Source organism: Sphingopyxis sp. SE2, from assembly GCF_032227185.1.
Taxonomy (GTDB): domain Bacteria; phylum Pseudomonadota; class Alphaproteobacteria; order Sphingomonadales; family Sphingomonadaceae; genus Sphingopyxis.
Map to the genome: position 1 here is coordinate 539,308 of NZ_JAPMXW010000001.1, position 12,805 is coordinate 552,112.

General features: G+C 66.1%; 13 protein-coding genes and 1 tRNA gene. 10 read left to right on the top strand and 4 right to left on the bottom strand.

From position 1 onward, the window contains the following. The first annotated feature begins 139 nt into the window (after positions 1-139). The 6 genes from recA (at position 140) to OVY29_RS02365 (ending at position 6,671) form a co-directional block, all read left to right on the top strand. On the top strand, positions 140-1,219 hold the full coding sequence (gene recA, locus OVY29_RS02340) for a recombinase RecA (RefSeq protein ID WP_037554714.1): 1,080 nt from the start codon (positions 140-142) through the stop codon (positions 1,217-1,219). 154 nt (positions 1,220-1,373) lie between these two features. Further along, a complete protein-coding gene (speB, locus tag OVY29_RS02345) occupies positions 1,374-2,189 on the top strand; it encodes an agmatinase (RefSeq protein WP_313910769.1) in 816 nt (271 codons plus the stop codon). A gap of 15 nt (positions 2,190-2,204) precedes the next feature. Then, positions 2,205-2,855, top strand: a complete 651-nt coding sequence (locus OVY29_RS02350; RefSeq protein ID WP_313910770.1) for a glutathione S-transferase family protein — start codon at positions 2,205-2,207, stop codon at positions 2,853-2,855. Further along, complete coding sequence (locus OVY29_RS02355; protein ID WP_313910771.1) at positions 2,845-3,438, top strand: hypothetical protein; 594 nt, start codon at positions 2,845-2,847, stop codon at positions 3,436-3,438. The genes OVY29_RS02350 and OVY29_RS02355 overlap by 11 nt, the downstream gene beginning before the upstream one ends. A 90-nt stretch (positions 3,439-3,528) precedes the next feature. After that, positions 3,529-6,186 (top strand): alanine--tRNA ligase, encoded by a 2,658-nt coding sequence (alaS, locus tag OVY29_RS02360; RefSeq protein ID WP_313910772.1) that lies wholly within the window; start codon positions 3,529-3,531, stop codon positions 6,184-6,186. A gap of 11 nt (positions 6,187-6,197) precedes the next feature. After that, positions 6,198-6,671: an SRPBCC family protein gene (locus tag OVY29_RS02365; RefSeq protein ID WP_037554720.1), complete on the top strand. Its 474-nt coding sequence runs from the start codon at positions 6,198-6,200 to the stop codon at positions 6,669-6,671. A 111-nt stretch (positions 6,672-6,782) separates the two neighbouring features. On the opposite strand, the gene OVY29_RS02370 is transcribed toward OVY29_RS02365, so the two are convergent. Then, the gene (locus OVY29_RS02370) at positions 6,783-7,196 is read right to left on the bottom strand and encodes a holin family protein (RefSeq protein ID WP_037554721.1); all 414 of its coding nucleotides are present in this window, start codon (positions 7,194-7,196) and stop codon (positions 6,783-6,785) included. A gap of 50 nt (positions 7,197-7,246) precedes the next feature. Beyond that, positions 7,247-7,822: a glycoside hydrolase family 108 protein gene (locus OVY29_RS02375; protein ID WP_313910773.1), complete on the bottom strand. Its 576-nt coding sequence runs from the start codon at positions 7,820-7,822 to the stop codon at positions 7,247-7,249. A 73-nt stretch (positions 7,823-7,895) separates the two neighbouring features. Between OVY29_RS02375 and OVY29_RS02380 the strand changes: the two genes are divergently transcribed. Both OVY29_RS02380 and OVY29_RS02385 read left to right on the top strand, forming a co-directional pair. After that, positions 7,896-8,873: an NADPH:quinone oxidoreductase family protein gene (locus tag OVY29_RS02380; RefSeq protein ID WP_037554723.1), complete on the top strand. Its 978-nt coding sequence runs from the start codon at positions 7,896-7,898 to the stop codon at positions 8,871-8,873. Between the two features lie 101 nt (positions 8,874-8,974). Beyond that, the gene (locus OVY29_RS02385) at positions 8,975-9,316 is read left to right on the top strand and encodes an EF-hand domain-containing protein (RefSeq protein ID WP_313910774.1); all 342 of its coding nucleotides are present in this window, start codon (positions 8,975-8,977) and stop codon (positions 9,314-9,316) included. On the opposite strand, the gene OVY29_RS02390 is transcribed toward OVY29_RS02385, so the two are convergent. Together OVY29_RS02390 and OVY29_RS02395 are read right to left on the bottom strand one after the other, a co-directional pair. Beyond that, the gene (locus tag OVY29_RS02390) at positions 9,313-10,086 is read right to left on the bottom strand and encodes a TSUP family transporter (protein ID WP_313910775.1); all 774 of its coding nucleotides are present in this window, start codon (positions 10,084-10,086) and stop codon (positions 9,313-9,315) included. The genes OVY29_RS02385 and OVY29_RS02390 overlap by 4 nt on opposite strands. 379 nt (positions 10,087-10,465) lie before the next feature. Further along, positions 10,466-10,542: transfer RNA gene (locus OVY29_RS02395), tRNA-Pro, on the bottom strand. Positions 10,543-10,795: 253 nt separating this feature from the next. Between OVY29_RS02395 and yajC the strand changes: the two genes are divergently transcribed. Beyond that, positions 10,796-11,125 carry a preprotein translocase subunit YajC gene (yajC, locus tag OVY29_RS02400; protein WP_052182143.1) on the top strand — a complete coding sequence of 110 codons (330 nt, stop codon included), beginning with the start codon at positions 10,796-10,798 and terminating at the stop codon, positions 11,123-11,125. A gap of 56 nt (positions 11,126-11,181) precedes the next feature. Next, positions 11,182-12,795 carry a protein translocase subunit SecD gene (gene secD / locus OVY29_RS02405; protein ID WP_313910776.1) on the top strand — a complete coding sequence of 538 codons (1,614 nt, stop codon included), beginning with the start codon at positions 11,182-11,184 and terminating at the stop codon, positions 12,793-12,795. Positions 12,796-12,805: the final 10 nt, after the last annotated feature.

Consider the following 12,805-nt stretch of genomic DNA (forward strand, 5'->3'; position numbering starts at 1 on the left):
CGGCCCCCGCCTTCGCGGGGGCGACGATATCCAAGCGATAATATTTTGTTCCCCTCTTGTTCCATGAGAACAAATGTGGCACATGGTTCGGGCGTTGCGATGCTTCCGCTGTCGCTCTAGAGCTGGAAAGGGACGGCAAATGGCCGGACAATTGTCACTCGTCGAATCGGGGAAATCAGTGAACAACACGGACAGGCAGAAGGCGCTCGACGCCGCGCTCGCGCAGATCGACCGCGCGTTCGGCAAGGGCTCGGTGATGAAATTGGGCTCGAAGGAAGCGATGCAGGTCGAGGCGATCTCGACCGGTTCGCTAGGGCTCGACATCGCGCTCGGAGTCGGCGGGCTGCCGCGCGGGCGCGTCATCGAAATCTACGGTCCCGAAAGCTCGGGCAAGACCACCCTCGCGCTGCACACGCTCGCCGAAGCGCAGAAGACCGGTGGCACCGTCGCCTTCGTCGACGCCGAACATGCGCTCGACCCGGTCTATGCGCGCAAGCTCGGCGTCAATATCGACGAGCTGATCGTGTCGCAGCCCGACACCGGCGAGCAGGCGCTCGAAATCGTCGACACGCTCGTGCGTTCGAACGCGATCGACGTGCTCGTCGTCGACTCGGTCGCCGCGCTCGTCCCGCGCGCCGAGATCGAGGGCGAAATGGGCGACAGCCATGTCGGCCTGCAGGCGCGTCTGATGTCGCAAAGCTTGCGCAAACTCACCGGCTCGATCAGCCGCTCGCGCTGCATGGTGATCTTCATCAACCAGCTGCGCATGAAGATCGGCGTAATGTACGGCAACCCCGAAACCACGACCGGCGGCAACGCGCTCAAATTCTACGCCTCGGTCCGCCTCGACATCCGCCGCACCGGCCAGATCAAAAATGGCGACGAGATCGTCGGCAACACGACGCGTGTGAAGGTCGTCAAGAACAAGGTCGCGCCGCCGTTCAAGCAGGTCGAATTCGACATCATGTACGGGCAGGGCATTTCGAAGATCGGCGAGATCCTCGACATCGGCGTCAAGGCCGGGCTTGTCGAGAAATCGGGCGCCTGGTTCAGCTATGACTCGATCCGCATCGGGCAGGGCCGCGAAAATGCGAAGAATTTCCTGACCGAGAACCCTGAACTGCGCGAGCGGCTCGAAGCCGCGATCCGCGGCCGCACCGACGAAGTGGCCGAGGAAATGATGGCCGGCCCCGACGACGAGGGCGACGACGACATCTGATCCTATTGTTTCCGGCCGGTTCGCCTTGCTCGAACCGGCCGGCCGACGGCGGCGGGCCACCAGCCCCTTTGACCTGCGCTCTCCCCCTCCCAAGCAGGTCGGCCCGCCCGCCGTTGATCCTTGCGCGGACCTTGGCAGCGGCTACAAGCGGCGCATGCCCGCGATCCGCCTCTTCGGCCTGCCCACCGACATCAACAGCAGCTTCGAACGCGGCGCCGCCGCCGGTCCTGCCGCAATTCGCGAGGCGCTGTGGTGCGACCGCGGCAATATGGCGAGCGAGCTCGGCCGCGAAATCGGGACCGACATCGCCCTCACCGACGACGGCGATCTCCCGCTCACCGAGAACACGGCGCAGGACGACGCAATGATCCGCCGCCACATCGCTTATGTGCGCGAAGATGGAGAAATTCCGCTCGCCCTCGGCGGCGACCACGCCGTCACCTTCCCGCTCGTCGAGGCCGCTGCCGCTTGTCACGGACCGGTGACGATCCTCCACTTCGACGCGCACCCCGACCTCTACGACGATTTCGCCGGCAACCCGCGCAGCCATGCGTCGCCCTTCGCGCGCATTTGCGAGGCGGGCCACGCGAAGCGGCTGGTGCAGGTCGGCATCCGCACCCTCAACCATCATTGCCGCGAACAGGCGGCGCGCTTCGGTGTCGAAATCGTGCCGATGGCCGATTTCTCGCCCGACCGCGTCCCGGTTCTGGGCGGCCCGCTCTATATCTCGATCGACCTCGACGGCCTCGACCCGTCGGCCGCGCCCGGCGTGGCGCATCCCGAGCCCGGTGGACTGACGGTTCGCGAACTGCTCGCGGTGCTGCACAAACAGACCGCGCCGATCGTCGGGGCGGACATCGTCGAGCTGCATCCCGGCCACGACGTCGGCTGCGTCACCGCCATCCTCGGCGCCAAACTCGTACGCGAACTCGCGGCGCTGATCGACCGCAACGGCCCCTATCGGCCCTGATCCAAAGGAAAGCCCATGAGCCTGATCGTCCACCACCTCAACAACAGCCGCTCGCAGCGCATCCTGTGGCTGCTCGAAGAAATCGGCGCGGCGTACGAAATCAAATATTACGACCGCGATTCGGTCACCAATCTCGCCCCGCCCGAACTGCTCGCGGTGCATCCGCTCGGCAAGTCGCCGGTGATCGAGGCGTTCGACGATTCCGCCTCCGGCGGTGGGGGCCGCGTCATCACCGAATCGGGCGCGATCACCGAATATCTCTGCGAGCGGCACGGCGGCGGGCATCTGGTTCCCGAACGCGGCAGCGATGCCCATATCAGCCACCTTGAATGGCTGCACTTCGCAGAAGGGTCGGCGATGACGCCGATCCTGCTGCGGCTTTATACCGCGCGGCTCGGCGAAGCCGCGGCGCCGCTCGAGCCGCGCATCGCGCAGCAGCTCGACGCGCATTTCGCCTATATGGAAAGCCGCGTCGGCGAGAATGGTCATTTCATCGGCGACGATTTGTCGGCGGCCGACATCATGCTGAGCTTCCCCGCCGAAATCGCGATCATGCAGGGCATGGCACCGCGCTATCCCAAACTCGCCGCCTTTGTGAGCGCGTGCCACGACCGGCCGGCATGGCGCCGCGCGCGCGAAAAGGGCGGCGCCTATTATGGCTATTGATCTTCGGGGCTGCGTGCTGTTCGCCGGCGCGGCCTTGATGGCGGCGACTCCGGCGGCTGTGGCGGCGCCGCCGACGCTCGCGCCCGAGGTCGAGCGCGAGGTCGTCGCTCCCGAGGGCGTCATGTTCCAGCCTTCGTCGTCCGACGAGGAAGGCGCCGTCGACCGGTTCGCCGAATATACGCTCGCGCTCGAAAAGCGCGATTTCGCGGCCGCCTATGCGATGTTTCGCCTGTCGTTCCAGGCATCGAACCCGCGGCTCGAATGGGAAATGAACCTGCGCAAGCGGGAAACCTTGTGGGCCGACGGGCAAATCCGCCCGCTGCGCCTCAGCTGGTATCTCGATCCCGCCGGTCAGCCCGCGGGGCTCTATGCCGCCTTCGATTTTCGCGGCGACCGCAAGGACGGCACGATGGACTGCGGCTATGTCGTCGTCCACCGCACCGCGCCGGGCGCCGGCTGGACGGTCGTGCGCATCGACACGTCCGAAGTGCCGCCCGACCTGATCGAAGACGGAGTGCCGAAGGCCGACGTGCTGCACCAACTGCCCTGCTATCTGGGCAAGGGCATCGCGACCGCCTTTTGACCCCGAACCCGATTTGGGTCCGCTCACCGGCGTTCGGCTGCCGCGCGTATCGCGCTTGAGAAACGCGCCATTCCGCACTAGATCGCGCGCATGACATCGACCAACGACATTCGCCGCTCTTTCCTCGATTATTTCGGGGGAGCGGGCCACCATATCGAGCCGTCGGCGCCGCTGGTGCCGTATAACGACCCGACGCTGATGTTCGTCAACGCGGGCATGGTGCCGTTCAAGAATGTCTTCACGGGGCTCGAGAAGCGCCCCTACAGCACCGCGGTGTCGGCGCAGAAGTGCGTGCGCGCCGGCGGCAAGCATAACGATCTCGACAATGTCGGCTATACGGCGCGGCACCATACATTTTTTGAAATGCTGGGGAATTTCTCCTTCGGCGACTATTTCAAGGAACAGGCGATCCACCATGCCTGGACGCTGATCACCAAGACCTGGGGCCTCGCTCCCGAGAAGCTGACCGCCACCGTCTATCACACCGACGACGAGGCGTTCGACCTGTGGAAGAAGATCGCCGGCCTGCCCGACGAGCGGATTATCCGTATCGCGACGAGCGACAATTTCTGGTCGATGGGCGACACCGGGCCGTGCGGGCCGTGCAGCGAAATCTTCTATGACCATGGCGACCATATCTGGGGCGGCCCGCCAGGCTCGCCCGAAGAGGACGGCGATCGTTTCGTCGAGATCTGGAACCTCGTGTTTATGCAATATGAGCAGATGCCGGGGGGCGAGCGCGTCGACCTGCCGCGGCCGAGCATCGACACCGGCATGGGGATCGAGCGCGTCGCCGCGGTGATGCAGGGCGTCCACGACAATTACGACACCGACACGTTCAAGGCGCTGATCGCGGCGTCGGTCGACCTGACGGGCGTGCCCGCCGAAGGCGCGACGCAGGCAAGCCACCGCGTGATCGCCGATCACCTGCGCGCATCGAGCTTCCTTGTCGCCGATGGCGTGCTGCCGTCCAATGAAGGACGCGGCTATGTGCTGCGCCGGATCATGCGCCGCGCGATGCGTCACGCGCATCTGCTTGGCGCGAAAGACCCGCTGATGCACCGGTTGCTGCCGTCGCTGACCGCCGAGATGGGCGCCGCCTATCCCGAGCTGATCCGCGCGCAGCCGCTGATCGCCGAGACGCTCGAACGCGAGGAAACCAAGTTCCGCCAGACGCTCGACAAGGGGCTGAAGCTGCTCGACGAGGCAACGGTGGGCATGGGCAAGGGCGATACGCTGGCGGGCGATGTCGCGTTCAAGCTTTACGACACATATGGTTTTCCTTACGATTTGACCGAGGACGCGCTGCGCACACAGGACATCGCGGTCGACCGCGCCGGCTTCGACGCCGCGATGGCGCAGCAGAAGGCGGCGGCGCGCGCGGCGTGGAAGGGCAGCGGCGAGAAGGCGTCGGACGAAATCTGGTTCGACCTCGCCGAGACCAACGGCAGCACCGAGTTCACCGGCTATACCTCGACAGCGGGCGAAGCGACGGTCATCGGCCTCGTCAAGGACGGCAAGCCGGTCGACGAAGCCAAGGCGGGCGACGAGGTCGTCGTGCTGACCAACCAGACGCCCTTCTATGGCGAAAGCGGCGGCCAGATGGGTGACGCGGGGACGATCGCGACGCTCGAAGGCGCGAAGGCGTCGGTGAGCGACACCGGCAAGCCGCTCGGCCGCCTGCACACGCATCAGGCGAAGCTCGAAGCCGGAACGCTGAAGGTCGGCGACACGGTGCAGCTGACGGTCGATGCCGAACGCCGCGACCGCATCCGCGCCAACCACAGCGCGACGCACCTGCTGCACGCCGCTCTCCGCAACCAGCTCGGCGGGCATGTGACGCAAAAGGGCAGTCTGGTCGCCGAGGATCGTTTCCGCTTCGACTTCTCGCATCCCAAGGCGCTGAGCGCCGAGGAGATCGCCGAGATCGAAGCGCAGGTGAACGCCCAGATCCGCGGCAACGAGGCGGTGTCGACGCGGCTGATGACGCCCGACGACGCGGTTGCGGCAGGGGCGTTGGCGCTGTTCGGCGAGAAATACGGCGATGAAGTGCGCGTGCTTTCGATGGGTGCGGCGGACGATCATCATTATTCGGTCGAGCTTTGCGGCGGGACGCACGTCCGGGCGCTCGGCGACATCGCGTTGTTCAAGATCGTGAGCGAAAGCGCGGTCTCCTCTGGCGTGCGGCGCATCGAGGCGCTGACCGGCGAGGCGGCACGGCAGTGGCTGAACGGCCGCGACGAGGCGCTGAAAGCGGCAGCGGCGGCGCTCAAGACCTCGCCCGACGAGGTGCCGGCGCGCGTCGCGGCGCTCGCCGAGCAGCTCAAGAAGGCCGAGCGCGAGCTCGCCGATGCGAAGAAGGCTCTTGCCCTTAGCGGTTCTGGGGGCGGTGGCGACGGCGCAGCGGCCGGCCCGGCGGTCGAGCAGGTCGGCGATGTCGCGTTCCTCGCGCAGGTGGTCGACGGGCTCGACCCCAAGGAGTTGCGCGGCACGGTCGACGGCCTCAAGAAACAGGTCGGCAGCGGCGTCGCGATGCTCGTCGCGGTCAACGACGGTCGCGCCTCGGTCGCGGTCGGGGTGACCGACGACCGGACGGGTAGCCATAGCGCGGTCGATCTCGTCAAGGCCGCGGTCGCGGCGCTCGGCGGGCAGGGTGGTGGCGGCCGTCCCGACATGGCGCAGGGCGGTGGTCCCGACGGCGGCGCGGCGAACGACGCCGTTGCGGCGGTCAAAGCCGCGCTCGCCTGAAGCCGACGGACTTGAAACCCACCAAGAAGACGCGGCGCACCGATCATGCCGAGCGGCTGATCGCGGCGCCACTGGTCGACGTGTTCGCGGCCTTCACCAGCGCCGACAAGCTGGCGCGCTGGTTGCCGCCCGAGGGCGCGACGGGCGCGTTCGAGCATTGCGACTTGCGCGCGGGCGGCGGATTCCGGCTGCGGCTCACCTTCGACGACCCGGATGTCGAAACCAAGAGCGACGACGACAGCGATGTCGTCGAAGTGCATATCCCGACGCTCGACGAGGGGCGTCTGATCGTCTGGGAGGTCGAGTTCGAGTCCGACGATCCGCGCTTTTCGGGAACGATGGCGATGCACTGGTATCTGTCGCGCAAGGGCGGCGGCACGCTGGTCACGATCGACGCGCACCATGTGCCGCCGGGGATTTCGGCGAAGGATCATGAAGCGGGGCTCAATAGCTCGCTCGCGAATTTGGCGGGGGTGGTGGAGTAAACCCATCTTTGAATCCGTTTGCCCTGAGCCTGTCGAAGGGCTGTTCCTTCTTTTGCGATGTTCAGAAGAAGAACGGTGCTTCGACAAGCTCAGCACGAACGGATGTGGGTGTTAGCTTTCGACCCCCTTCGCTTTCCCCCAAGCTCTGGCAGCCGTATACCCCAGATACCCCGTGCCGAAGAGCGCGTAGAGCGGTTCGGGGATACCCGCGAGATAGGCATTCATGCCCTCGGCGATGCCCTTTGCCATGTCGGGCCGCGCGGCTGCGATCAGGCCCATCGGGATCGCCCAGAGCAAGAGCGCATACATGACGTAGAGGAAGCTCGGCCGCGCGCGGCTGGTCCACGGGTCGGCGCTGTTCGCCTCGGCGACGATCGCAGTCATCCGGGTGCGGATCGCCTCCATTTCCTGGCTGCCCTCGAGCTTGATCAGTTCGAGCTTGGCGCGGTCGCGCGCTTCGGGATCGGGAATGATCTTGTCGATCAGCTTGGCGATGGGGCCGATCAGGCCTTCGATGATGCTCATATCGATATCCTTTGAAAGTTGACTAAGTTGACGCTCCTATGCGCGCCCAATCAGGGGTTTGCGTCGCCGACGCGGTTCGCGAGCCAGCCGTAGAGAAAGGCTTCCTGGCTCGGGCGGCGCTCGGCGAGCGCGATGTAGCGTTCGCCCTGCAGCGCCTCCATCGCGCGGAGGAGGACGGTTTCGCCGCCCCTGCCGCGCGCTTTCAAAAAGCCGTCGAGCGCCGACAGGGTGCGGGGGCCGATTTCGCGGTCGACCGCGATGTCGGGATAATCGCGCGCGGCGCGGTTGAGCGCGTTGAGCGCGCGCTGAAGGAAACCCGCCGCGGTGCCAGTGCCCATATTGACGCCGGTATCGAACAGTTCGGCGGCGATCTTCGCGGCGCGCAGCGCAACGCGGTCGAAACCGGGACGCAGCCAATAGAGGCGGCGATAGATCGACGCGGCATCGGCGCGCGGGAGGCCCCGCATGTTCCCCGTATAGCCCTCGGCGCGCGCCACCGCTTCGGTGATGCCCCAGCAGGTTGGGCCGCCGCGATCGGCGGGGTGGTTTACATAACGGCCTTCGCGGTCGATGACGGCGTCGATCAACGCGTCGGCGTCGCTGGCTAGTGGGTCGGGTCTTGGCATGATTCGCTCCTTCTGGTTGGTTGAATGAGCAGAACGAGCCATATTGGAATATTGTAGGAAAGGCTTTTTCGCGATGCGGGCTTTGCAGGTGCGTGAATTGCTCCCCGACCATGGCGGCGCGGGACTGGCCGAACTGCCGATGCCGGTGCCCGGACCCGGCGAAGTCCGGGTGCGCGTGCGCGCGGCGGCCGTGAATTTTCCCGACCTGCTGATGACATCGGGCGGCTATCAGCTGAAGCCCGAGCTTCCCTTTGTGTCGGGGCTGGAGTTCGCGGGCGAGGTCGATGCGGTGGGCGAGGAGGTGGCCGGCTGGACGGCGGGCGACGCGGTCGTCGGCGGCAATCGCTTTGGCGCGATGGCCGAATATGCCGTCGTTCCTGCCAGCGCGTTGCGCGCGAAACCCCCCGGTTTGAGCTGGGAGGCGGCGGCCGCCTATCCGGTCGCCTATCTGACCGCCTATGTCGCGCTCATCCGCTGCGCGCGGATCGAACCGGGCGAGTGGCTGCTCGTCCATGGCGCGGCGGGGGGCGTCGGGCTGGCAACGGTCGATCTGGCGAAGGCCCTGGGCGCAAGGGTGATCGCGGCGGCGAGCAGCGAAGAAAAACGCGACGCGGTCGCGCGGCTTTATGCGCCCGATGCGGTGATCGCGGCGGGGGCGGGGTTCCGCGAGGAGGTGAAGGCGCTGACCGGCGGCAAGGGCGCCGATGTGATCTTCGATCCGGTCGGCGGCGATGTCTTCGACGAATCGACGCGCTGCATCGCGTTTGGGGGACGCCTGCTCGTCGTCGGCTTTGCCTCGGGCCGGATTCCCGAGGTGTCGGTGAATATGCCGCTGATCAAGGGATTCTCGGTCGTCGGCGTGCGCGCGGGCGAATATGGCCGGCGCTTTCCCGAGCGCGGGGCGGAGAATGTCGCGGCGATCGACGCGCTGGCGAATGCAGGCAAGATCCGACCGCACGTCCACGCCGCGCTCGACCTCGCCGACTGGCGCGAGGGCTTTGCAATGCTCGAGCGGCGCGCGGTGGTGGGGAAGGTCGTGCTGAAACCGTGACGGTCCGAGCGGTGCTGGGACAATTTTGCGACATCGCGCCGTCATTGGGTTGACGCCGGGGCGTCGCGGTGGGTTCGCCGCATCATTCGAGAGGAAATGACGTGAAGACAGCTATATGGATTGTCGCTTCGCTGGGTCTGGCGCTGCCGGTTGTTGCCGCCGCGCAGCCGCCGCAGGGTGGCGGGCGCATGTTCGAGCGGATGGATGCCAATGGCGACGGCAAGCTCGACAAGGCCGAAATCACGAAGATGATGGAAATGCGCGCCGAACGGCGCGGCGACGCGACGCTGAAGAGCCCCGAAAAGATCGACGCTTTCATCAAGCGCGCCGATGCCAATGGCGATGGCGCGGTCGACAAGGCCGAAATGCAAGCCACCCGCAAGATGCGGGCTGCGCCGCCGCCGCCGCCGCCGGCGGAGGGCGAAGGCGAGGGCGAGCCCTAAAACAGATCCCAGAGCGGATTGGCGGGGTCGGCGAGCAGCTTTGCGGTGAGCGCGAAGGACATGACGACGAGCAGCGGCCGCACCCCGCGCCCACCGAAGCGGATCGCGAGCCGCGCGCCGAGCTGATTGCCCGCGACATTGGCGGCGGCCATCGACAGGCCGAGCAGCCAGAGGACGTGGCCGCCGACGATCATCGCGAGCAGGCCCGCGATATTGGTCGCGAGGTTGAGGAGTTTCGTGTTGCCGATCGCGCGGACCAGCCCGAGTCCGCCGAGCGCGACGAGCGTCAGCGTCAGGAACGAGCCGGTGCCCGGACCGAAGAAGCCGTCGTAGAAGCCGAGCGCGGCGACGATGAGGGTGAGGCCGAGCGGGCCGGTGCGCGCGTGGCGGTCGACGCTGCTCATCGATGGTGCGAGCAGGAAATAAAGCCCCATCGCAATCAGGAGGATGGGCACGAAAGCGGCGAGAAAATCCGAGCCCACATATTGCACCGCCGTCGCGCCTAGCACCGAGCCGGCAAAGGCGCCGGTCGCGGGCCAGGCGAAGCGGCGGAGGTCGACATGCCCCGCGCGCCAGAAGGTCGCAAACGCCGATCCGGTGCCGATCGTGCTTTGCAGCTTGTTCGTCGCGAGCGCCGACACCGGCGGCACGCCCGCGGCCATCAGCGCCGGGATCGTGAGGAGGCCGCCGCCGCCCGCCATCGCGTCGATCGTCCCCGCGAGAAAGGCGACGGCGATCAGGAAGGCGAAGATTTCGGGGGTAAATTCCATGCGGGCGCTCGTAGTGCGCTGTATCGCGATGCTCAAGCGGTGGCGATCAGGATCGCTTGGTGGAGGAAGACGACGGTTACGACGGCAATCGACCGATTGCGGACATATCTCTCCCCTCCCTTTTAGGGAGGGGCCGGGGGTGGGTAGCCGCCGAAGGCGACGTTCTTCCTTATTACTCGCTGCGCTCGCGCACCCACCCCTAACCCCTCCCTAAAAGGGAGGGGAACGGCTTAAGCCCACCCCTTTTCAGACGTTCGTCGTGAAGCTGCCAACTCCCCGCGGTCGGGTGCAAATCTTGCATAGCTGTGCGCGGCCCGCGCGCATGGCGGTAGGGGTGGCTTTCGCCATCCCTGCGCTTTGCTGTTCCTGCCGGTAAAATTGGTCGGGACGAGAGGATTCGAACCTCCGACCCCCACACCCCCAGTGTGATGCGCTACCAGGCTGCGCTACGTCCCGACCGGCCCGATTGGGCAGGCGAGGCCCCTAGCGCGCCTTGGCGGGGGATGCAAGCCGCGATGGCGGCTTTTCGACCCGATCGATGCCACGGGCTTGATCTCGCCGCCCGGGACCCCATTTCGGGCGCGCTTGCCACGGGGGAGGGGCGCACGACCGGTTGCGCGCAAGGCCCCTGCATGATAGGCGCCGCGCCATATTTGCGCGCTCGCTCCGGAGGGGATCGGGCGCTGCCTGTAACGAAAGTTTTTCATCCATGTCGACGCAATTGCTTCTGACCCAGGCGGCCGGATCGGGCGGCGGGGCTGCCGGTTTCCTGATGCTGGTCCCCTATCTGCTGATCTTCGCGGTGTTCTGGTTCTTCCTGATCCGCCCGCAGCAGGTGCGCGCCAAGGAACATCGCGCCAAGGTCGCGGCGGTCAAGCCGCGCGATCAGGTGGTGACCGGGGGCGGCATCGTCGGCAAGATCACGCGCGTCGACGATGATTTCGTCGATGTCGAAATCGCACAGGGGGTGAAGATCAAGGTCGTGAAGTCGACCCTGGCCGACGTCCTGCAGCCCGGTGGCAAGCCCGCCAACGACTGACGCGGCGGGGCCGGCGCTCCCCCGGCCCCCGCTCTTGCTATCGGATCCTCAAGACTATGCTCGATTTCCCGCGCTGGAAGACCATCGGCATCAGCATCATCCTGCTGCTCGGTATTCTCTTTTCCATCCCCAGCTTCCTGCCGACCAAGGCGTTCGAAAGCCTGCCGGGCTTTGCGCAGGCGAAGGTCAACCTGGGGCTCGACCTAGCCGGTGGTAGCCACCTCTTGCTCGAGGCCGATATCGCCGATCTGCGCAAGACGCAGCTTACCAATATGGAAAAGACCGTACGCACCGCGATGCGCGGCGACAGCGGTCCCGACGACGATATCGCGATCGGCGAGCTGTCGAATGCGGGCGGCGGGATCAGCTTCCTCGTTCGCGATCAGGCGCAGCTCGACGAGGCGCGCGAGCGACTGTTCAGCGAGACGCAGGGTGCGGGCCTCACCGGCCAGCGCGACTGGAATATCAATGTCGTCGATTCGCAGCGTATCGTGCTGACCCCGACGAGCGCGGGACAGGCGCAGGCGGTCGCGAACGCGATGGATACGGCGCGCGACATCATCGACAAGCGCGTCAACGCGCTCGGCACGCGCGAACCGACGATCATCCGCGAAGGCAATGACCGCGTCGTTGTGCAGGTCCCTGGCCTGCAGGATCCGGCCGCGCTCAAGGAGCTGATCGGCAAGACCGCGCGCCTCGAATTCCGCATGGTCGACACCAATGCCGACCCGGCCGAAGCCGCTGCTGGTCGCGTGCCGGTGGGCAGCGAAATCGTCCCCTATGCCGAGGGCGAGGGCAGCGGCGCGCCGTTCGAGGTCCTGCGCCGCCAAGTGATGATCAGCGGCGAGCAGTTGATCAACGCGCAGCAGAGCTATGACCCGCAATCCGGGCAGCCGGTCGTTTCGATTCGTTTCGATTCGGGCGGATCGAGCACCTTTGCCAAGGTGACCGCGCAGAATGTCGGCAAGCGCTTTGCGATGGTGCTCGACGGCAAGGTGCTGTCGGCGCCGTCGATCAATGAACCGATCCTGGGCGGCAGCGCGCAGATTTCGGGCAGCTTCAGCGTCGCGAGCGCCAACGCGCTGGCGATCTCTCTGCGTTCGGGCGCATTGCCGGTGAAGATGACGGTCGTCGAAGAGCGCACCGTTTCGCCCGAACTTGGGCAGGATTCGATCGAAAAGGGCGTGCTGGCGGGGATCATCGCGACGGTGGCGGTGCTGACGCTGATGCTCGTCGTCTATGGCCGCTTTGGCGTCTATGCGAACCTCGCGCTGGTCTTCAACGTCTTCCTGATCATCGCGATCATGGCGGCATTCAATGCGACGCTGACCTTGCCGGGCATCGCAGGCTTCGTGCTGACCGTCGGCGCGGCGGTCGATGCGAACGTACTGATCAACGAGCGTATCCGCGAGGAATTGAAACGCGGGCGGCGGCCGTTCCAGGCGGTCGAACTCGGCTATACCGAGGCCAGCCGCGCGATTTTCGACGCCAACGTCACCAATGTCATCGCCGCGGCGCTGATGTTCTGGTTCGGCTCGGGCCCGATCAAGGGCTTCGCGGTGGTGCTGACCATCGGGATCGTCACCAGCGTCTTCACCGCAGTTACCGTCACGCGCATGTTCGTCGCCCATTGGCTGCGGACCAATCGCCCGACGTCGATCAATATCTAAAGGAGGGAGC

Coding starts and splice junctions, on each gene's coding strand:
- recA (WP_037554714.1), top strand. CDS start 140: ATGGCCGGACAATTGTCACTCGTCGAATCGGGGAAATCAGTGAACAAC.
- speB (WP_313910769.1), top strand. CDS start 1,374: ATGCCCGCGATCCGCCTCTTCGGCCTGCCCACCGACATCAACAGCAGC.
- OVY29_RS02350 (WP_313910770.1), top strand. CDS start 2,205: ATGAGCCTGATCGTCCACCACCTCAACAACAGCCGCTCGCAGCGCATC.
- OVY29_RS02355 (WP_313910771.1), top strand. CDS start 2,845: ATGGCTATTGATCTTCGGGGCTGCGTGCTGTTCGCCGGCGCGGCCTTG.
- alaS (WP_313910772.1), top strand. CDS start 3,529: ATGACATCGACCAACGACATTCGCCGCTCTTTCCTCGATTATTTCGGG.
- OVY29_RS02370 (WP_037554721.1), bottom strand. CDS start 7,196: ATGAGCATCATCGAAGGCCTGATCGGCCCCATCGCCAAGCTGATCGAC.
- OVY29_RS02375 (WP_313910773.1), bottom strand. CDS start 7,822: ATGCCAAGACCCGACCCACTAGCCAGCGACGCCGACGCGTTGATCGAC.
- OVY29_RS02380 (WP_037554723.1), top strand. CDS start 7,896: ATGCGGGCTTTGCAGGTGCGTGAATTGCTCCCCGACCATGGCGGCGCG.
- OVY29_RS02390 (WP_313910775.1), bottom strand. CDS start 10,086: ATGGAATTTACCCCCGAAATCTTCGCCTTCCTGATCGCCGTCGCCTTT.
- yajC (WP_052182143.1), top strand. CDS start 10,796: ATGTCGACGCAATTGCTTCTGACCCAGGCGGCCGGATCGGGCGGCGGG.
- secD (WP_313910776.1), top strand. CDS start 11,182: ATGCTCGATTTCCCGCGCTGGAAGACCATCGGCATCAGCATCATCCTG.